At 47.8% G+C, this 20,607-nt stretch carries 18 protein-coding genes and 4 pseudogenes; 14 read left to right on the top strand and 8 right to left on the bottom strand.

Annotated features, from left to right (window positions below):
- Positions 1-394: 394 nt before the first annotated feature.
- From MRY16398_RS31060 to MRY16398_RS25245, 3 genes and pseudogenes are all read left to right on the top strand, one after another.
- On the top strand, positions 395-712 hold the full coding sequence (locus MRY16398_RS31060) for a hypothetical protein (protein WP_232034365.1): 318 nt from the start codon (positions 395-397) through the stop codon (positions 710-712).
- A 109-nt stretch (positions 713-821) separates the two neighbouring features.
- A pseudogene (locus MRY16398_RS25240) lies at positions 822-1,442 on the top strand (hypothetical protein); the annotation flags it as partial.
- A complete protein-coding gene (locus MRY16398_RS25245) occupies positions 1,439-1,711 on the top strand; it encodes a MarR family transcriptional regulator (protein WP_125125413.1) in 273 nt (90 codons plus the stop codon). The pseudogene MRY16398_RS25240 and the gene MRY16398_RS25245, both read left to right, overlap by 4 nt.
- A gap of 131 nt (positions 1,712-1,842) precedes the next feature.
- On the opposite strand, the pseudogene MRY16398_RS31065 reads toward MRY16398_RS25245, so the two are convergent.
- A pseudogene (locus MRY16398_RS31065) lies at positions 1,843-2,007 on the bottom strand (hypothetical protein); the annotation flags it as partial.
- A 1,031-nt stretch (positions 2,008-3,038) separates the two neighbouring features.
- Between MRY16398_RS31065 and MRY16398_RS25260 the strand changes: the two are divergent.
- From MRY16398_RS25260 to MRY16398_RS25285, 5 genes and pseudogenes are all read left to right on the top strand, one after another.
- Positions 3,039-3,323, top strand: a complete 285-nt coding sequence (locus MRY16398_RS25260) for a hypothetical protein (RefSeq protein WP_125125416.1) — start codon at positions 3,039-3,041, stop codon at positions 3,321-3,323.
- 37 nt (positions 3,324-3,360) lie between these two features.
- A protein-coding gene (locus MRY16398_RS25270; RefSeq protein ID WP_202816177.1) for an IS3 family transposase occupies positions 3,361-4,496 on the top strand; the annotation gives its coding sequence in 2 pieces (ribosomal slippage) (positions 3,361-3,607 and positions 3,607-4,496; 1,137 coding nt in all).
- A gap of 32 nt (positions 4,497-4,528) precedes the next feature.
- Positions 4,529-5,527 (top strand): annotated as a pseudogene (pglZ, locus tag MRY16398_RS25275) (BREX-1 system phosphatase PglZ type A); the annotation flags it as partial.
- 10 nt (positions 5,528-5,537) lie between these two features.
- Positions 5,538-7,622 (top strand): protease Lon-related BREX system protein BrxL, encoded by a 2,085-nt coding sequence (gene brxL / locus MRY16398_RS25280; RefSeq protein WP_125125417.1) that lies wholly within the window; start codon positions 5,538-5,540, stop codon positions 7,620-7,622.
- 38 nt (positions 7,623-7,660) lie between these two features.
- On the top strand, positions 7,661-8,752 hold the full coding sequence (locus tag MRY16398_RS25285; protein ID WP_125125418.1) for a hypothetical protein: 1,092 nt from the start codon (positions 7,661-7,663) through the stop codon (positions 8,750-8,752).
- 269 nt (positions 8,753-9,021) lie between these two features.
- Here the strand turns inward: MRY16398_RS25285 and MRY16398_RS25290 are convergent.
- The 7 genes and pseudogenes from MRY16398_RS25290 to MRY16398_RS25320 all read right to left on the bottom strand — a co-directional run bounded on the left by MRY16398_RS25290 (position 9,022) and on the right by MRY16398_RS25320 (position 14,946).
- Positions 9,022-10,286 (bottom strand): annotated as a pseudogene (locus MRY16398_RS25290) (tyrosine-type recombinase/integrase).
- Positions 10,287-11,026: 740 nt separating this feature from the next.
- A complete protein-coding gene (locus tag MRY16398_RS25295; protein ID WP_125125419.1) occupies positions 11,027-13,360 on the bottom strand; it encodes a primase-helicase zinc-binding domain-containing protein in 2,334 nt (777 codons plus the stop codon).
- 11 nt (positions 13,361-13,371) lie between these two features.
- Positions 13,372-13,692 (bottom strand): DUF5375 domain-containing protein, encoded by a 321-nt coding sequence (locus MRY16398_RS25300; RefSeq protein WP_125125420.1) that lies wholly within the window; start codon positions 13,690-13,692, stop codon positions 13,372-13,374.
- Positions 13,689-13,922 (bottom strand): hypothetical protein, encoded by a 234-nt coding sequence (locus tag MRY16398_RS25305; protein ID WP_125125421.1) that lies wholly within the window; start codon positions 13,920-13,922, stop codon positions 13,689-13,691. The genes MRY16398_RS25300 and MRY16398_RS25305 overlap by 4 nt, the downstream gene beginning before the upstream one ends.
- Positions 13,919-14,455 (bottom strand): host cell division inhibitor Icd-like protein, encoded by a 537-nt coding sequence (locus MRY16398_RS25310; protein WP_125125422.1) that lies wholly within the window; start codon positions 14,453-14,455, stop codon positions 13,919-13,921. Before MRY16398_RS25310 ends, MRY16398_RS25305 begins: the two co-directional genes overlap by 4 nt.
- 9 nt (positions 14,456-14,464) lie before the next feature.
- Positions 14,465-14,683 carry a hypothetical protein gene (locus tag MRY16398_RS25315; RefSeq protein ID WP_125125423.1) on the bottom strand — a complete coding sequence of 73 codons (219 nt, stop codon included), beginning with the start codon at positions 14,681-14,683 and terminating at the stop codon, positions 14,465-14,467.
- Positions 14,680-14,946: a helix-turn-helix transcriptional regulator gene (locus MRY16398_RS25320; protein ID WP_125125424.1), complete on the bottom strand. Its 267-nt coding sequence runs from the start codon at positions 14,944-14,946 to the stop codon at positions 14,680-14,682. Before MRY16398_RS25320 ends, MRY16398_RS25315 begins: the two co-directional genes overlap by 4 nt.
- Positions 14,947-15,832: 886 nt before the next feature.
- Between MRY16398_RS25320 and MRY16398_RS25325 the strand changes: the two genes are divergently transcribed.
- From MRY16398_RS25325 to MRY16398_RS25350, 6 genes are all read left to right on the top strand, one after another.
- A complete protein-coding gene (locus MRY16398_RS25325) occupies positions 15,833-16,567 on the top strand; it encodes a glycoprotein 3 (protein WP_125125425.1) in 735 nt (244 codons plus the stop codon).
- The gene (locus MRY16398_RS25330) at positions 16,564-16,806 is read left to right on the top strand and encodes an ogr/Delta-like zinc finger family protein (protein WP_125125426.1); all 243 of its coding nucleotides are present in this window, start codon (positions 16,564-16,566) and stop codon (positions 16,804-16,806) included. Before MRY16398_RS25325 ends, MRY16398_RS25330 begins: the two co-directional genes overlap by 4 nt.
- Before the next feature lie 14 nt (positions 16,807-16,820).
- Positions 16,821-17,387, top strand: coding sequence for a phage polarity suppression protein (locus tag MRY16398_RS25335; protein ID WP_125125427.1), 567 nt, complete (start codon positions 16,821-16,823; stop codon positions 17,385-17,387).
- A gap of 315 nt (positions 17,388-17,702) precedes the next feature.
- Complete coding sequence (locus MRY16398_RS25340; protein ID WP_125125428.1) at positions 17,703-18,662, top strand: SMEK domain-containing protein; 960 nt, start codon at positions 17,703-17,705, stop codon at positions 18,660-18,662.
- Complete coding sequence (locus MRY16398_RS25345) at positions 18,656-18,898, top strand: ABC-three component system middle component 6 (protein ID WP_125125429.1); 243 nt, start codon at positions 18,656-18,658, stop codon at positions 18,896-18,898. Before MRY16398_RS25340 ends, MRY16398_RS25345 begins: the two co-directional genes overlap by 7 nt.
- A complete protein-coding gene (locus tag MRY16398_RS25350) occupies positions 18,882-20,597 on the top strand; it encodes a DUF2326 domain-containing protein (protein WP_125125430.1) in 1,716 nt (571 codons plus the stop codon). Before MRY16398_RS25345 ends, MRY16398_RS25350 begins: the two co-directional genes overlap by 17 nt.
- The last annotated feature ends 10 nt before the right edge of the window (positions 20,598-20,607 follow it).

Raw genomic sequence — 20,607 nt, forward strand, 5'->3', positions numbered from 1 at the left:
ATGAATATGATGATCTCATATCAGGAACTTGTTCGCACCTTCCTTAAAGGAAGCGCCATATCTCGCGGTTCACCGTGATTATGGGCATCTTTCATATTGTTGCGCACGATCCCGATCCCCGGGCCGGCAATAGGTATTGCAGACATACGTCATCCCTTAGAGCATAACCGCACATAAATTTTAAAAGTGCGCAACAGCATCACGAATAGGTAAAACTCTGGAATGCTAACAGGCTTTCCACAGAGGGCTCCCCTTCATTTTTAGAATGAGTATGCCAAGATTTCAAAATGGGGGCAGATCACTCCCCTCTTCTTAAGCTAAAGGGTAGTCTTAAATTTTGTTCAATATCGGTCAGTTTAAAATCGATGTGCGACGGTGGCGCTAAAGGAACATTATGCTTCATCACTATCATGCAAATTCACTGGACAATATCTACCTTGAGGACATTCCTCACATAATCCACCCGGACTATGCGGCGCGAGATCTAGCGGATACCACGCTGCCAAACCGGAACATCCAGGAGTGGAATTTGCCTCAGGACTACAGCCATTTTGTCAGCCAGTATCACCCGTTTCACTGGCAACGCCCCTGGATGGCATACCGTGACACACTGGACGACATCAGATCCGGAAAGGTCGTTCTGCTGAAAAAAAAACATGACCGGCCATGCTTTAACGGGCGTGCTGACGTCCTCCGGCAACCTCCGAAATGATCTGCCCTTGTTCCTTCACTCCCGCCTGAGTTATCTCATATCAAAGCAACTAAAACGCCCGGTATACTACGTTCGCCCCTCAGCGCCCGCGCAACATGCTCAAGCAGCAAAAACCATCAACAGCAAATCAGCGGGCAGGCTTCTGGCTGCGGGAGGCGTTTATAACGGCAACATAGATGGATTCAAGAAGACAGCAGAGCAACTCGGCGGGGATGCGCCAGCAGGTTACAACCAGCTAATGGATAACAAAGGTCTGCTGATTGCAGGTGCATCTCTTGCTGCCGGGCTAACAATGGGAAGAATGCGTGTTCCTGAAATAGAGGAACTTGAGCATTTTGGGGCCAGGGGGGCTGCCTCAGGAAGACAGTTTGATCCGGAAAAAGCTGGAGGGCCGATTGAAAACCTGACAACGGATGGCGTTAATATAACTCATGAAGGGATCGCAATCGTTGAGAAACATATATCTCGTTTCGACCACGACCCGGCAAATGACGTAATGATAGGCAGGCTGAAAAACATCGCAAAAGGGGAAATGCCCCCTGAGCAAGTAGATTTAAACTACTACACTCATGAATGTCGGGAATATCAGCGTTACTGTAACCTGGGATGGGAAGCAGGTGAACCAGACGGTGTCGCAGGTTATTATATGTGGAACAATGCCCATACGGCAACGCTGGAAGATTTTAAACTCAAAGACGGTGATTTATTCCACCCGGATGCACTGAAATGAAGATAACGAATACCGAATTTAATGTATTGAAAGTCATGGCAGAAAAAGACATCGACTGGACATGGATGATACTGGATCGCACTCTTGCTACAAGGGGTATTCCCGGGTTTAGCAATGTTGCGAACATAGTAACCAACTTGGTGAATGAAGGGATGGTCGATGCTGTTTATAACGAAAACTCATCGAGACCACGTTATCGAGTATCAGAGCAAGGTCATCAGTTATTGGGGCAAATCAATGAGGTTACAAGGCATAACGATATCTCATGATTTTTTTTGCGACACGCGGCTCCATGACTATGGTAAAACGCCATCGTAACGACTATGTAATGCACCTGTATTTCGATGTTTTTCCTCTTCTTAGAAGTAAGAAGAATGTTCAACAGGGGATAGTCAATCGTCTATATGTACTGTTCATGAATACAGCAGCCAGAATTTATAAACTTATGCCTGCGCTGCTTCTCGAGTTTGTCCCAACGCACCGCTGATACAATGCCCCAATTGCCCCTGGAATTGGGTCTACGCCACTTTGCGGTCCCAATGCTACGGAGGTACTCAATGGCTTTGACCTGCCCCCAATTATGCCCCCAATGCCCCCCGGATTTCAACGGACTGTCACGGGCGATGCTGGACACAAAAATCACTGTAAGTATTAATTTTAAAGGGTTTGGTGGACTTTCTCGGATGGTTTTGGAAGAAGGCCGGACCCGAATTTCACACCTAATGGACTGATATCAATGTAGTTTATAAGAATGAATAAATAGCCATACCCGCACTTGTACCCACAAGTTAAAATCCGTATAAAAAATAGACATCACGAGTGGGTATAAAACCATACCAGTAGAACACCGATATGGCTATCAAAGCAATATTCAGGCAGGCAGGAAAGTTTTCTTCAGAAACATCAATTCCCATCCACTCAGAACAAAGTCAGATATGGTCGCAAAATGAACGTTAACCCTTACTTTGCTATACCAGTTCCCATGGCAAATCTCTGCGTCTATTTACTGGTTTCAGAGTACCCTCGTTTCTCAATTGTTGAGCGGCCCAACGAATGTCATATTGCCACGTATACAACATATCGCCCGAATCTCTAAGCTCAGCCTCGTAGCTTTCCCATACGTATTTTGAAACTTCACGCGGCCAAGCACTACCACCCCGCTCACGAAGACACTCGATGATCCATTGTTTCATGCTTTCCCTGGTTACTATCATTTATCCTAACCTTCACTCGTTGATCGATACATATTAATACTAACATCGGCACCTACTGGTACAAGCTGGGCAGAAAAGGATCACTTGTGTTTACTTTGAGCAAGGAGCCGGCATTTAAATTTTTTTTCGGGTGACTGAATTCAGTGATCCACCACTTTGCCTCATTATCCGCGTCTCCGCAGCAGCATCCGACTGAAATCGGCACTACCATTCGCTGAGAAGGACTGGCTATGGGCTGTAGAGCGTTAAGGGGGCCGCGAACTACAACATATTGCCCTTTTGTTACTTTTTACGATTGCTCAAAATGGGCGGTAATACCGAGTTGTTGATATGACTGCATGTTACGCTGTTACTGTTGAAAAACATCAAGTTGGAGAGCTATATGGATTGGCCTAAGGAGTACAGCAAGACCACTCAAGCGGTAAGAGATGCGGCGTTTAAACTCTACTATGTTGAAGCTATCACCCAGTCGGTTCTGCTACCGGGACAGGTGAAAACGGCTTATCACGGTGGACCACTAACGACGGGTTATTACCTTTTCCTGTTCACCAGCAGGGAAAATCCGAAGCTTACAGGGTATTTTACCTGTGGCTTGTATGCAGCAAAAGGGTGGTTCGAGGTGAATGGACAGCGACCTGAGGAAATTGGACTGACCCCACCCCGGTAGACGATCCTGCCCTATAGTTTGAGTATAGGAGGAGCGTATGGGCACACCACGATTTACACCTGAATTTAAGGAAGAAGCCGTCCGTCAGATAACGGAGCGCGGTTATTCTGTTGCTGAAGTATCCGACCGTCTGGGCGTTTCTGCGCACAGCCTCTACAAGTGGCTACGGGCTATCAAGCCTGATAACAGCGAACAGCATGCCCGGGATTTACTGGAAGCTAAAAGCGAGATCCTGAAGCTCAGGGCACAGCTGAAGCGCACTGAGGAAGAACGGGATATTCTGAAAAAGGCCGCGCGGTACTTTGCAAGGGAGCCCGACTGAAGTACCGCTTTATCAATGAGCACCGCACTGTATGGGGTGTCATGACGATGTGTCGGGTGTTGTGCGTTGCCCGGGCCGGGTTTTATGCGTGGCTGCATAATCCGGTCTCTGCGCGGGATAAAGATAACCAGCGTCTGCTGACGCTCATCCGTGATTCATATTCCCTGAGCGGTGGCGTCTATGGCTATCGTCGGGTTCATGGCGATCTGAATGAGATCGGTGAAACCTGCGGCAAAAACCGGGTGGGCCGTATTATGCAACTGAACCGGATTAAAGCCGTGCGCGGCTATAAAGCGCCGCGTCGTATCGCTGGCCGACCTTCAGTGGTTGCGCCTAATCGTGTGCAGCGGCAGTTTACCGCTGTCCGGGCCAATCAGGTCTGGGTCACCGATATTACTTATATCCGCACCTGGCAGGGCTGGCTGTATCTGGCGGTGGTTATCGATCTCTTCGCCCGTAACGTGGTTGGCTGGTCGATGAAGCCCACTCTCTCTCGCGAACTCGCGCTGGACGCTCTGATGATGGCCGTGTGGCGTCGAAAACCGGACGGCGAGGTTATCGTACATAGCGATCAGGGCAGCCAGTACGGCAGTGACGACTGGCAGCGCTTCTGCCGGGCCAATAACCTGGCACCGAGCATGAGCCGGCGTGGCAACTGCTGGGATAATGCGGTGGCCGAATCGTTCTTCAGTTCGCTGAAAAAAGAACGGATCAGAAAACGTATCTATAAAACCCGGGATCTGGCCCGGGCCGATATCTTCGATTACATTGAAGTCTTCTACAACCGGGCCCGGCGTCACAGCCACCTCGGCGGCGTCAGTCCGGAGGCCTTTGAACAGGCCTCGTCGTGAGGACAGGAAATGTCTACTGTTGTGGGGTCAGTCCAGGTAATGGCGACATCGTCTATGCAGACGGGTTGTCCACCTCAGGTACACCTAATCGCGATACCATTCTGAAGAAATATAAAGGGATGGCAGTAAAATCGGACGATCTGCTGAAATGGAAAAATCAGGAAGGACGGGATCTTATTCGCGATTACGAAGTCGTCTATATCTGGCATAACACCATTGATGCCATGGGTGACAGTGCATCTACGGAGGAGAAGACCTTTGAAGCGTGTCGCAACGCGGTGGTTGAACTGAAGGATTTAGTGACCCGTGTAATAAACCGTCTTCATGGTACACGCATTATCGTCACGGCGGACCACGGTTTCCTGTTCCAGCAGCAGCCCCTTTCCGGGCAGGATAAAACCACGCTGCAGATCAAGCCAGACAATACGATTAAAAACCACAAACGCTTTATTATCGGCCATCAACTTCCTGCCGATGATTTTTGCTGGAAAGGAAAAGTGGCGGATACCGCAGGCGTCAGCGATAGCAGCGAGTTCCTGATCCCGAAAGGGATCCAGCGTTTCCATTTCTCAGGTGGAGCGCGGTTTGTCCACGGTGGTGCCATGCTTCAGGAAGTCTGTGTTCCCGTATTGCAGGTGAAAGCGCTGCAGAAAACCGCTGCAGAAAAGCAACCTCAGCGTCGTCCGGTAGACATCGTGAACTACCATCCGCTGATCAAACTCGTCAATAACATTGATAAAGTCAGCCTGCTGCAAACCCATCCGGTAGGTGAGTTATACGAACCGCGTACCCTGAATATCTTCATCGTCGACAACGCCAATAATGTGGTATCCGGTAAAGAGCGAATCTGCTTTGACAGCGATAACAACACAATGGAAAAACGCGTGCGTGACGTTACGCTGAAGCTGATTGGCGCGAATTTCAATCGCCGTAATGAGTACTGGCTGATACTGGAAGATGCACAAACGGAAACGGGTTACCAGAAGTACCCTGTGATTATCGATCTGGCATTTCAGGATGATTTCTTTTAAGTGAGGCGATATGCAAACCCATCATGACTTACCCGTTCCAGCCGTCTCCGAAGGGGAACTCGTCGCAGAAGGTTACGATCTGGACGCCTTACTGAATCAGCATTTTCGCGGTCGGGTAGTGCGTAAAGATCTGACCAAGCAGCTCAAGGAAGGGGCTAACGTCCCGGTCTATGTGCTGGAGTATCTGCTCGGTATGTACTGCGCTTCCGACGATGACCAGATCGTCGAGCAAGGGTTGCAGAACGTTAAGCGCATTCTGGCTGATAACTACGTCCGCCCTGATGAAGCGGAGAAGGTGAAATCGCTCATTCGTGAGCGAGGATCCTACAAGATCATTGATAAAGTATCGGTAAAGCTCAATCAGAAGAAAGACGTTTACGAAGCCCAGCTCTCCAACCTCGGCATTAAAGATGCATTGGTTCCACCGCAGATGGTCAAGGACAACGAGAAGCTGTTGACCGGTGGCATCTGGTGCATGATCACCGTGAACTACTTCTTTGAGGAAGGACAGAAGACGTCCCCTTTCTCTCTGATGACGCTTAAACCTATCCAGATGCCCAATATGGACATGGAAGAGGTATTTACCGCACGTACGCACTTCAACCGCGACCAGTGGATTGATGTTCTGCTACGTTCCGTGGGTATGGAACCAGCCAACATTGAGCAGCGAACTAAATGGCACCTGATCACCCGCATGATCCCTTTCGTGGAAAATAACTATAACGTCTGCGAACTGGGCCCACGCGGTACCGGTAAAAGCCACGTCTATAAAGAGTGTTCGCCAAACTCACTGCTAGTTTCCGGCGGGCAAACCACGGTAGCAAACCTGTTTTACAACATGGCCAGCCGCCAGATTGGCCTGGTTGGCATGTGGGATGTAGTCGCGTTTGATGAGGTGGCGGGGATCACTTTTAAAGACAAAGACGGCGTGCAAATCATGAAAGATTACATGGCGTCCGGCTCGTTTTCACGTGGAAGAGATTCGATTGAAGGCAAAGCATCGATGGTGTTCGTCGGCAACATCAATCAGAGCGTTGAGACGTTAGTCAAAACCAGCCATCTGTTAGCCCCCTTCCCTGCCGCGATGATCGACACGGCGTTTTTCGACCGCTTCCATGCCTATATACCCGGCTGGGAAATCCCGAAAATGCGCCCTGAATTCTTTACCAACCGCTACGGCCTTATCACAGATTATCTCGCCGAATACATGCGGGAAATGCGCAAACGCAGCTTCTCCGATGCGATTGATAAGTTCTATAAGCTGGGTAATAACCTCAACCAGCGAGATGTTATCGCGATAAGGCGCACGGTTTCTGGTCTATTGAAACTTCTTCATCCCAATGGTTCTTACAGTAAAGAAGATGTCCGTGTTTGCCTGACCTACGCCATGGAAGCCCGTCGTCGAGTCAAAGAACAGCTTAAAAAGCTGGGCGGTCTGGAGTTCTTCGATGTGAATTTCAGCTACATCAATAATGAGACGCTGGAAGAATTCTTCGTCAGCGTGCCAGAACAGGGCGGCAGCGAATTAATTCCTGCTGGCATGCCAAAGCCAGGCGTAGTGCATTTAGTGACGCAAGCGGAAAGTGGCATGATGGGTCTGTATCGCTTTGAAACTCAGATGACCGCAGGCAATGGTAAGCATAGCGTTTCCGGTCTGGGATCAAGTACCTCAGCTAAGGAAGCTATCCGGGTTGGATTTGACTATTTCAAAGGCAACCTCAGCCGCGTTAGCGCAACAGCGAAATTTTCTGAACATGAGTACCACCTGCATGTAGTCGAATTGCACAATACTGGACCAAGTACCGCGACCAGCCTTGCGGCACTTATTGCGCTGTGTTCCGTTTTACTGGCGAAACCCGTTCAGGAACAAATGGTCGTCTTAGGTAGCATGACGCTCGGTGGAGTAATCAACCCTGTTCAGGATCTGGCGGCTAGCTTACAACTTGCTTTCGATAGCGGCGCGAAAAAGGTCCTTCTGCCGATGTCTTCCGCGGTAGATATCCCGACGGTGCCAGCCGAGTTGTTTACCAAATTCCAAGTCAGTTTTTACTCTGAACCTGTAGATGCGGTGTATAAGGCGTTGGGTGTCAATTAGAATTATAACCATTTTTCTAAAAATTGAAGAGGCTACATATGGTAAAACGCTCTGAAATTAAATTCATAAGACCTTGCCTCTCTATATATGAAAATAATAAGGTATTGACCCCAGCTTATGCTTTGCAGTGTTTGACGCAGAAAAAAGTGGTTCAGATAAACTTAGATAATTGCTCTTTACAAAGAATGGAGGAATTATCATCGACATCAACTCTGGAGGATGTAAAACGAGTTGGCCTATTGCCGTTAGTAAATTTATTACAATCAGGAAATGTATGTTTGACCGCAATTGGTGTTAATGAAATGCCTGATATATGGGTTGAGAAATCAATGATGGCCTATCAGAATTTTTGCCACCGATTCTGGCCTGGTCATATTGACGATCCCGAGGCGACTTTCAGGGATTACGCCCCAGACTCTGAAAAAAAGAAAATTAATTTCCAGGAACTTTCCGTTGAAGCAAGGACAGTATATGGTCTCCATTATATATCTATGCTTCAAATTCAAAATATAAAATTAAACTATTCTCATCTCGCACCTGAAAAAAGATTCGAAGTATATCTTTATAGCATGATAAGCTTCATTGACATGATTAGTGCGTATGATTTAGAAATAGCAAAATATGCTTTTTGGGATCTTGACTCAAACACCATTAATCAGCTGCCAGAGAGTATACATACGCGTCGAAAATATATAAAAGAGAATTTTTATAAGAACGGAAGCAATCTTGATAAATGTCGATGGTATGCATTTGATGCAGCGATGGATTTACACTGGCTTACGGGAGCTAATTTTTCAGAAGATATAGGTTCCTTCATCACTATAAATGGTGTAAAGTTTGAGACTGAACATTGGGTTGGAACAAACGACAAAAAATTATATTATATCTCACAAGATATTCATCATATTTACTATGAGGGTTCAACGATGAAGGCGTTGAGTTCCTGTAGAGAAGATGAGATGACTGCATTTCAATACTGGGAATTTGTTGATAGTATTTCACAATCTGTACTTTTATCCCGTAAACATTCAAAAAAGAAATCAAACCCTAATATTACCAATTTGATTGATTTGGCTGTAGAAAAAATCGAAAATGATTTACATAATTATTTTTTAACAAAAGACACCTAAAGTTATCATTATCGAAATAATACGTTTCAGTTCCTTCTTAGCTTTAAGCGACCAGGTGATTTTCAGAATTGTATCTTAATCTTGGTCTAACATAGGCTACGGATGCAGGATGGCACTCATCGCGTGGGAAAACCATGTCTCACCATTCGCATGTTGTAAGCCTTACTATCGTAGGTCACTAAATTCGGTCTGTCAGTTTGCCACAACAAACTGACAGGCCCTAACGGAATACTTAAGCCTGCATCACAAAGTCATACTAACTCAGCCAGTTAATCTCTGGAGAACTCCCCTTTCCCAAATTCAAAAGGACTCACCCCCTTCTCCCGGTTCGCATCAAGATAATCCGCCCACCACTGCAGCATCAACCTGCGCTCCCCCAGATGCTCCGCCTTATGGATGTAAGCTGCCCGAACAGAGCTACGTTCCTGATGGCTCATCTGCCGCTCCACTGCATCCCTCGACCACAATCCTGATTCAATAAGTGAGCTACACGCCATCGTCCTGAATCCATGCCCGCAAACTTCAACTTTCGTATCGTACCCCATCACTCGCAGCGCTTTATTTATCGTATTCTCACTCATCGGCTTACGGGGATCGTGATCGCCGACGAAAATCAGTTCTCGATTCCCACTCATGCTTTTGATCTGTTCCAAAATGGTCAGAGCCTGCCGCGACAAGGGAACAAGATGGGGAGTTCGCATATTCGAACCACGCTGAGAATATTTAACACCTTCCAGCGGCTCACGTTCTCCCGGAATCGTCCACATGGCCGTTTCAAAATCTACTTCTGACCAACGGGCAAATCGCAGCTCGCTCGAGCGGATAAAGACTAACAAGGTAAGTTCGACAGCAAGTCGGGTGAACGGTCTGCCAGAGTAGTGATCAATGCGGTGAAGTAATTCGGGAATACGTTCAAGATCCAGAGCCGCACGGTGCTTTCTTTTCGCCATAGCAACCGCACCAGCAATTTCTTGCGCAGGGTTGTAGTCGATTAAGCCGCTCTGCGCAGCAAAGCGCATAATCGCGGTAGTGCGCTGTTGTAAACGAGCGGCAACTTCAAGACGACCTGATGACTCCACCGTTTTGATAGGAACAAGCAGATCCCGCGTCTTCAAGTCAGCAATATTCCGCTTACCGATAGTAGCAAAGAGTTTATCTTCGAGGCTTTTCAATACACGAGCACTGTGCGATGCAGACCACTTCTGATTGCTGGCGTGCCAGTCTCTGGCAACCACCTCAAACGTTATCGCCTCTTGTTCCTGTTCTACTTAACGGCTTTCTTGTTCTCACTGGGATCGACACCATTAGCTAACAGCTTACGGGCCTCATCCCGGCGAGCCCTGGCATCCGCCAACGACACTTCAGGGTATTTCCCCAGCGCCAGCATCTTCTCTTTGCCGCCAAAGCGATAACGTAGCCGCCAATATTTGGAACCGTTAGGGTGAACCAGCAAAACCATGCCATCGCCGTCAGTCAGTTTGTAGGCTTTTGCTTCAGGCTTTGCCGAACGAACCTTCACATCACTCAGAGCCATGATGAGTATCCTTTCAAGGGTTCTGTGTGGGTACAAACATTATCGAACCGGGATATACCCGCAGTTGTACCCGCATCAGTAAGTTGATGTCGATGGAATCAGATTGATTTAGGTTGAGTGAAAAAGCGGGACAACACCTTACGGATACTGGAGTTTAGACACAAAAAAAGCCGCCCTTAGGCGACTTGATTGTTGCATCTTTTGGTGCGAAGGCCGGACTCAAAAAAACATTTTAAGCAGTTGAAAATAAAGAAAATAAATAAACAAAAACGAACATGTGCCCCCTTTTGTGCCCCCATGGTTTTTTAAGCCCCATAAATTCACAACTGCTTGGTATTCATAAGTAAATCGATAGTTTTCCTCCATCGGTTAGGTTCCGGTATACGGATCCAAACCGGGGTAATATTGAACATCAGTAAAATTCTTTTTTTCCGTAAAACTGTTCACACTGTTCACCTCTTTATTTTTCTTTTTAATATCATATCGATAGGTGGTGAATGGTTGGTGAAGAGTGAACAGTCGACTCTTCACCTTTGTAATTTATGCTCACTATGAATGCGCTAGGTTAGGAGATAAAAAGTTTTTTTAGTTTTTACAGTTCACACTGTTCACCTTTGGTTTTTTATTAAAAATTTCATAAGGTTAAGAGGTGATGAAACGGTGAAGAGTGAACAGTGGATTGTTCACCTTGTGGTAAAGGTCAGAATGAATAAGACCGGCTGTTGCCGGTCTGAGATGGGTTATGTCGCTGCGGGTTCGTCGCACTTCGGCAGCCAGTCGCCGTAGCTTTCCTCTTTCAGCGACAGGTTGGTTTGTATCCCCTGCTTTGTGTGCCGCTTCTCATAATTCAGGCCGTACTCTTTCAGCATCATAGGCAGTCCAAGCCCGAACATTTTCAGGCTGAGCACGTTCCTGTACCCGTTGGCCTCCATATAGGCCAGATACGCGTGATAGAGATATTTACGGTAATTACGCGGGATGATACTGGCATTACCCATAAACATCCCGCTGGTCTGCGGGAGCATTTCCAGATAGCCGCAAAAATCAAACGTCGGATCAGCGTCGCGCTTAATACTGAGTGCCTCGTCCGAGTTCTGCTGAGACTGCAACAGTGTGCGGGCGTCCATTGGATCGCTGAACTGTTGCATCAACTGGCGCACAATCACGGCCAGCTCACGGGCGATTTTGTCCTTAAGCTGCGGGTCACGTTCTTCCGGGGCAATCTGTTCCGGGAAATGGATAATCACCCGGCGACGGGACACGCCGCCGCTGCGGTCGGTGAAGCGCATCGGGTTATTGTTCACGGCCAGAATCACCGCCGGAATATGCGTCGAGTAAGGGTTCTGGTATTTCGGGTCAACGGAGACCGCATCGCCGCCGGTGATGGCCTTGAGCCCGGCTCCGTCACCGCTCCATTTTTCCTGGTCAGGCAAACGGATGAGCGAGAAGCCAATCAGGGCGGCACGTTTGCGGGGATCCTCCAGCATATTAATGTCGCCCGATGTCGCGTTATCCTTTCCGGCGAGCAGCGTCGCTATTTCTTCCAGAATACTTTTCCCGCTGCCACCCGGCCCGGTGACCTCAAGGAAAAGCTGCCAGTCATAGCGGTTCGCCAGCACCATAAACAGTGCCGCCAGAATCACATCGCGTTTCTCCGGTCTGCCACCGGCGGCACGGTCGAGCCAGCGCCAGAAATGCGGGGCGTGTGTCTCCAGCGTTTCCCCCGCTACCGGCGGGGTAAAATCGACATCGCACAGGGTGCGCAGCCAGTACGCTTTTTGGTGCGGGCTGAATATGCCGGTACTGGTATCGAGCACGCCATTACGAAAACCAATCAGACGGCGTGACGGGGTTTCCTGCTGCGGAATAATCAGTTTCAGCGTCTCCACGACGGAGGCGATTTTCCCCGACGAGAACGGCGCGCGCAGACGCCTGAACAGCCCGGCCACATCGCGGGCAAAATCGGACGGTTGAATGATTTTCCAGATGCCGTTTTCATAGCGGGACAGAAGCTGGCCGTTCGCGTCCACGGCCAGCGCTTCGCCATAATGTTCATACACCTGCATGGCCTTTTCGCTGGTGCTCATGGCGGTAAATTCCGCTTCGCTCATGGTAGCGAAAGGACTGTCAGCCGGTGGCCGGATGGCGTCATAAATGGCTTTACGCGTGTCTTCTTCGCCCTGCCGGACAAACGCATCATTCCAGTCACCGAACACCGGCGGCAGGGCAACCGTGCCCCCACAGGCGTCTGCGGCCGCGGCGGCTTTTGTCTGTCCTTCTCCGTTCAGGTCACGGTCGGCGGCGAGAACAATCTGGCAGGCCGGGTGCTTCTGACGGGCCAGGCTCGCCAGAGAAAGGAGGTTGACGGACGACAGCGCCACCATGACGGTTTCGCCGGTCAGGTGATGCACGGTAATCGCGGTCGCATACCCCTCCGCTATCCACAGGCGTTTCCCGGCCTGTTTTTTCCCTTCAAGGGTATGGCAACACCCTTTCACCGCCCCGCCTTTCAGGGTGCGTTTGAGGCCGTCAGCACTGATAAGCTGGAGATTAACCAGTGCGCCGGTCCCGTCATGCAGTGGCACCACCACATCACCGGCGCTGAACATCACGCCGCCGGCTTTGTGCGTGGCTGTCAGGGTCAGGCATTCATGCGCGGGAAAGCCCTTGCGGGTCAGGTAGGCGTTACCGGTGGCCGTGCAGGTCTTCTCCATCAGTTTTACGGCCAGCGCAGCCGCCGCTTTACGGTCAGCACCGGTTTCATCTTCTGCGACCGCCATCACCGCCGGGGAAACCGGCGGCAGACTGCCGGTGACGGCGTTCACCTTCCGGGCAGCCTCGGACGGCTTCACACCGAACACCTTTTCGACCAGTTTCAGGCCGTCACCCGCGCCGCACTGGTTACAGAACCAGGTGCCGCGCCCCTCTTTGTCATCAAAGCGAAAGCGGTCACTCCCGCCACAGACCGGGCAGGCCTGATGCCGGTTTTTAATCACCTTCACCCCCAGCGCCGGGAGAATGCGCGCCCAGTGGCCGCATGCCTGGTTGACGGTTTCCGTTACGTTCATTTTCATTGTTTTTTCCCTCAGTGCAGCACAGGCGTTGTGATATGACGGGCGCAAAGCTCATCCATGACGGCGAGTCCCAGAAAGGACAGTGACGGGGCGGCCTTAAGCGGCCCGGCTTCCATCAGGTCTTCCAGCAGCGCACAGGCAATCAGGCGGCCTTTCTCTTCGCCGTGCTGGCGCAGATAGAAGCCCTCCAGCTCGGCAGCGATAGCGCTTTCCAGTGCATCGAGGGTGAGATGCGGATAGCGGTGCTGACGTTCGCACAGGGTCAGCCAGGCACAGGCGACCGCGCGGCGGTACAGGGCGGCACGTAATACAGGCGGTAAGGGCTGTTTCATGCGCGTACCTCCTCAGTGAGCCAGCGTGCATTGCAGCGTTCGACCACATCATCAAGCCGGGCAGTCATCAGGTGAATGACGGAGGCAAGCTGTAACTGTTGCTCCGGGTCGCGACGGGAGGTGGTGCAGTCCTGTACCAGCATAAGTTCGCCGACAAGCTGGCCGACATTACGCAGGTGTTCGAGGTGCTGGAGGTCAGCACGGGTGATGGTCAGGGTCAGGTCTTTCATGCGCGCACCTCCGCAACCGGCAGACGGCCAGCGAACGAGAGGACGTAATCACGGACAAGGGCAAGGCGGGCGGTATGTTCATCACCGGCCACGGTGCGGAGCATAAGGATACGGGGTTTACGGTCTGCACGACGAACGGCGGCAAACACAAAGACAAACTGCGGGTGTGACGGGGTGAGGATAGTAGCCATGATGGCAGCCTCCATTGAGTAGCGGTTATTGCCACCACCGGAGTTCCTACACTCATGGGTGGTGACCCGGACGGGGGTAGGAATACCGGCCTCAATGGGTACCGGCCAGCCCGAAGGCTGCCCCGCCCGGACCACCATTATCTGAAAGGAGCTATGGCATAAGAGCCACAGCCCGAAAAATGGGTGTGCCTGAGCAACGACGTAAAAAAAGACGCATGGCGCGTCTGGTGTCGCCATTGAGTAACTCGGGTTCCTACGCCCGGCTGCCGATTTTGCGACAGCGCGGAAACTATACCCGTAAAAAACCCCGGCAGGCAAGCCAGGGAAAAGAATAATTAACACAACGGCACCTCAGCAGTCAGTGAGCGTGTCTTTCCCGGCGGTGCGGGAACGGTGATGCTTCTGCTCACTCTGTGGGGCGGCACGCTCCACACTGAACGCCGGTGAACGCACTCTGTAGCCCCGGCTGGCGCTTTTCCCCTCCGTGACAGAGGTCAGTGCAAGACTCAGCAGATGTGCATCTTCGGGGGCAAGAGTGTGTTTCTGTCCGCCAATGGTCAGGATAATCATGCGCACATCCCTCCGTTACGACGGGCGATACAGTCCGCCATCCAGGCGCTGACCTCGGAATGTACCCAGGCGACATTTTTTCCACCGAGAGAGACCTGTTGCGGAAATTCGCTGCGGCTGATGAGGTCATAAATGGTCGAACGGGACAGGCCACAAAGATGCATCACTTCGGGCAGGCGTAAAAAGCGCTCCTGAGTCCTGTCAGGGAGGGGCATCACCGGGGTGAGCGGCGCGGAAGATGGAGAAGAAAAAGCAGTGTGCATCGGGCTACCTCATTGGGTTTATACAGCGCCGGGTATGTCCTTCCGGCTTCGGGTAGCTCCCTATTTTGTGCATATTCAGACAGAGGACAATGTTTGTATTTTCGGCCACATACATTGACTTTTCATAAGGTAAAACCCGGTAATACCACGTAATACCGCATATAACCCGTTATCGGAAATGCAAATAAATAAAGGAACTTTTAATACTAATTAATCTAAATCGGGTGTGTCAGTGAACAGCGGGCAGGCGTATCCCCGCGTTGACCAGAAACGAAAAAGGATATCGCCGGAGCAGAAATCGCAGGGAAGGAAAAGCAGTGTGCATCGGGCTACCTCATTGGGTTTATACAGCGCCGGGCATGTCTGTCCGGCTTCGGGTAGCTCCCTATTTTGTACATATTTTCAGTCATGGCAACAAGGCAAAATGCGTCTGCCACTGACACAACGCAAGCTCAAAAAACAGCCAGATGTCATATATTGCCAAATAATGTCAAATAGTGACATGGAGTCAGGAAAACAGGAAAAAACAATCAGTTATGGCATTTAATTTCTTTTTATTAAAAGGAATAAACATTCAATTTTTTATTAACGGGCAAATATTTAAATATTGCTTCGGTGAACAGTGGTGAACAGTCGGTGAACAGTTAACCCCTCAACTGTTCACCCTTTAACTTACTGTATTACTTATCTTTTTATTTCCGGTGAACAGTAGTGAACAGTTATCAGTAAAAAAATAAACGGTGAGTAAGGTTTTCCTGCATCCTTTCTCTGGCAAGCCGGGTTGTAAATGTCCTGTTTGTGCCATTTCTGCCACAACTGCAATGCGTCGCGTTGTTGTGTGGCGGGCGGCAGAATGACCTCACACCAGACTGATGAGGACAATGACATGAACGAGACTGTTTTCCCCGATTACCTGAAACCCGCACTGGAAAGGCTGGAACATGCCAGAGCAGCCCATCTGGACAATGCACGACGGATTGATGAGACCACGATTGCCATCAGCCGGGCCGCAGAGCAGAAAGCAGAACTGGAGCAGGAAAACGGCAGCGATGCCAGCGCATGGCGCAGGGCATTTCGTACCGGTGGTGCGGTCATTACTGACGAACTGAAAAAAAGCCATATTGAACGCGTAGCGCGCCGCGAGCTGGCGAAGGAATGTGAAAACCTCGCGGAAATCCTGAACCTGGAAAGTGACCGGCTGAAAGGAAACTGTGACTGCACGGCAAATGAATACCGGAAGGCCCATTATGCCCTCCTGAGCCAGTACGCAGACAAAGAGCTTGATAAGGCACTGCGTGAAAGCTGCACGGCACTTGTCCGGGCGATGAAGCTGAAAGCACTGGTACGGGATAATCCGCTTGCGAACACGGCCGGTATTGAAGGATATGTGGAGCCGGAAAAAGCCGTTATGCAGCAGGTGAAATCCTGGCTGGAAGCACAGATGAAAGCCTGCCATATCCGTCTGGCTGACGAACCCGTGCTTTATCAGACCGGACTGTCTGCCGACACCCTCCCGCACATGGATTATGGCGTGGCAGGCAGTTTTGCCCGCAATCAGGTATGGCATGCAAAGTTACAGGAACGTGAAGCTGACCTGAAAACGCGGGGGCTGCTGCCATGATGCACTGTCCGTTCTGCAAAACGGCGGCGCATACGCGCACCAGCCGGTATCTGTCGGAAAACGTCAAGCAACGCTATCACCAGTGCACCAATATCGAATGCTCGTCGACGTTCCGCACCATCGAGTCGATTGATGAGGTGATATGCCCACCGCCTGAGGCAGCGAAGCCCGTGCCGGAAACGGCCCCCCGGCCACCGCGTAAAGTGAAGGGCTGTTACAGCTCGCCGTTTCGTCATTAATCAGGAGAGACACCGTGACCACTCTGACGCTACAGCAGGCTTTTGAAGCCTGTGAGAAGAGTAAAACCGCCTGGCTGGCGCGCAAACAGGAGCTTGCCGACGCTGAACAGGAATACCGCGAACTTATTGTCACCAGTGATGACCGTGCCCCCCGTAGCCTGCAAACGCTGCGCGACATTATCGACGTGAAAAAGTGGGAAATTAATCAGGCTGCCGGTCGCTATATTCGCGCACATGAGAACGTGCAGCACATCAGTATCCGCAACCGCCTGAATGATTTTATGCAGGCGCACGGCGCAGAGCTGGCCGCCGCACTTGCGCCGGAATTAATGGGTTATAACAGCCGGCATCCCGCCGTCACGCGCTGCGCGATGCAGCATTCGGTCGGTTACCTGCGTGAGGCGCTGTCGGTGTGGCTGGCCGCCGGTGAAAAAATTAATTATTCCGCACAGGATAATGACATTTTAACGGCCATCGGATTCAGGCCTGACGCGGCTTCGCGGGATGATAATCGTGAAAAATATACGCCCGCACAAAACCAGAATTACGTGAATAAACGCGCAGAACTGGCCGCGCAGTAGCCTGTCAGAAAATCCCCGTAAATCCCGCTATTTTTCCTGAATCAAGCCATGCATCCACAGGGTGCATGGTTTTGCATGTGTTTATGCACCTTTATTACTCCTTCCCGCACCAGTCCCGGCGCGGCCTGAGCCGGTTCATGCACCTGCATTAAAACCGCACCGTTAAGCGGGCAGGCGAGGCGGGGAAAGCACTGCGCGCAATTGCGGTGTATTATTTTAATAATGTCAGATATAACTGGTAAGTCTCAAACCTCATATTTATTATGGATAATATAACATCATTCGTATTGAGCAGGCGCAACTAGGATCAAGCCCATGTTACAGCGAAAAGAGAACATTGATAAAATCAGCACTAAACTAGCAATTTTGGCTCACAAAGTTGAATTAAATACCAGTTTGAATTTGATGGATTTAAATATACATGCTGAATATTTTTTCTGCGAATTATTAAATATGATATTCAATGTATCCCTTATAAATTTAAACAGCATCAGTGCAAATGCAAAATCAATAGATCTTATTGATGAAACAAATAGGCTTGCCATTCAAGTCACATCAACGCCCGACTTTGGGAAAATAAAGAAAACAGTCAATGGATTCATAGAAACTGACAATATAAAAAAAATAGACAGGTTAATTGTTTTAATATTAACAAAAAAGAAAAAATATCATGCTACAACTTATGGCGACGCCTTCAAAATATCCATTTCTGATGATGTTCTAGATTATACCGATTTAATAAAACTAATAATGGGTTTACCACCTGTAAAAATACAGCAGATTAGCGATTATTTATCATCTCAGATTTTTGACACACCAACACAAAAAGCACCGAAAGAAGTCACCACTATTTTAGAAATGATCAAAATCCTGAGTACCGATGAACACCCGCAGAGTGGAAATGGGTTCCAAGAGGAGCCTGACCCTAATGGTAAAATAAACAAAAGATTTTCTGCATATGCAGCATATTTAATGGGTATTTATATTCCATTAATGACAACTTATGCAGGAATTTTGAATGAAATCAGTAAATCAAATGATTCAGGAATAATTAACATCAATAAACTTTCAGCATATTTAAAACGCGCCAGCAATACAGCTTTAGATGAATGCAATGGTGATCCTGTAAATGCATTAAACAAAATGACTGATTATTATGCATCTCGCCTTCGTTCAAATGGAATAGACTATGATGACTCGGCAATCCAATACTATCTCATAGATAATATGATTAGATGTAACGTTTTTCCTAATAAGGTCGCAGTGCCATGTTGAAACTTTTTTCTAAAGATGAACGCATCGAGAAATCAGCACCGGTTGTGGGATCATATATATTAAAATTACTTGAGGATAGAGATCGCATTAGCATCTTCGAGCTTGCAAAAAATTTGCGCAAGAATAGACTAATCGGTGTGCGTTCTATATACTATGGAATGATTTTTCTATATGCACTTGATCTGATTGATTTTAACGAACCTTATGTGGTTTTAAAAAATGATAAGAATAAATAAACTATACAGTGAACCATTTTCTTTTGAACCCATCGAGTTCAAAAAAGGAATTAATCTTATATTAGGTGAAAAAGACAAGTCCTCTAATAAAACCAATGGTGTAGGAAAATCGCTTCTTATAGAATTCATTAACTTCGGTCTGATGAAGGATTACAGTCGCAGCAGGCTTTCGAAAATACCCGATACAGTTTTTCCCGAAAAGACATATATTTGCCTCGATTTTTTTATTAATAAAAACCATATTATCTCAAAGAGAAGTATTTCGGAAGAAAGCACCCCTACCTTATTCATTAATGGGATTAAAAAAAGCTTCACATCCATTGACGACGCAAATAACTTCCTGACGATATTAATGTTCGAGGATAATAAGACACTGCCACATCCAACGTTTAGAAGTATGCTAGGCCCTTTAATTAGAGATGAACGTTCGGAATTCAAGTCTATTATTGATTGTTTCGACACAAAAGCAAGAATTCCTCCTGATTTTGCACCACACCTTTTCTTTTTCGGAATCAGTATAGATCTATATAAAAAAATAAAGGAAATCAATAAATCAATTTCAGAATTGAGTATAGCAAAACGAAAAATAAAAGATGACATAGAGTCTATTTCGGGAAAAAAAATCTCAAATGCCAGGGCTGAGGTTAATGATCTTGATTACCAAGTTAAAATTATAAAGCAAGAGATGGAATTACTAGAGGGAGATAAAACATTTGACTTTATTCGTGATGAAGTAATCATTCACGAAGATAATTTAGATAGCCTAAGAAATAAAAAAGCCATTTTAAAATCAGAGCTGAATAAAATACAAGCATTGGTTGGGGATAATTACATAGATGAAAATGAAGTTATAGAATTATATAATAAATTGAAATCTGGCCTTGGTGATAATATTGGAAAGGAACTAAGCGACGTTTTAGGGTTCAAGAGGAAAATTGATAATTTTCAAAGAGTTCTTATCGACGCACGTAAAGACTCCATTTTATCTGACCTTGAGAAAGTTGAAGCTTCTATATATGAAGTATCAGTTAAGCTGAGTTCTAAAACTGCAATAATAAAACAGAACGGCCATCTTCGTAACATTAAAACCTTGTTTCTTGCGTATGAGAAAAAGTTAGAGGAACTTTCTCAACTTTCCTCATTTATAAAAAAATATGATGACTATGAGTCTAAGGCGAAAGCGAAAAAAGCAGAAAGGGCTGCTAGAGTTGTAGAGCTAGACATAGATATATCGCATCAAGAATCAACTATTTCAGAGTTCACAGACACAGTATCCGCTATACATGATTATGTCATGGAAAACAGAAAATGTTCATTTAGCATTTCTGCAAACGAGAAGAGTAGCGTTGTCGATTTTGACTTAAGGATATTTGATGACGGTAGCCATAGTAATGAGCGAGAAAAAGTATTTATTTATGACATGTCATTACTGCTAACGCATGGTATTTTCATTAGACATCCTAAACTACTAATTCATGATAACATTTTTGATGTTGACAGAGATACACTAATTAAAAGCCTTAACTATATTTCATCAAAATCTAGCTGTTTAGAAGACGCTCAATACATATTGACGCTAAATATAGATAAATTGAATGAGATAGGAAAGGATGAATTAAAACTGGACATCGAGGAATACAGGAGAGTGACTCTTACTAAATCTCATAGATTTTTAGGTCGTCAATATCAAGAAAAATAAGACTGTGTTA

It is taken from the genome of Phytobacter sp. MRY16-398 (assembly GCF_003925915.1).
GTDB classification, from domain to species: domain Bacteria; phylum Pseudomonadota; class Gammaproteobacteria; order Enterobacterales; family Enterobacteriaceae; genus Phytobacter; species Phytobacter diazotrophicus.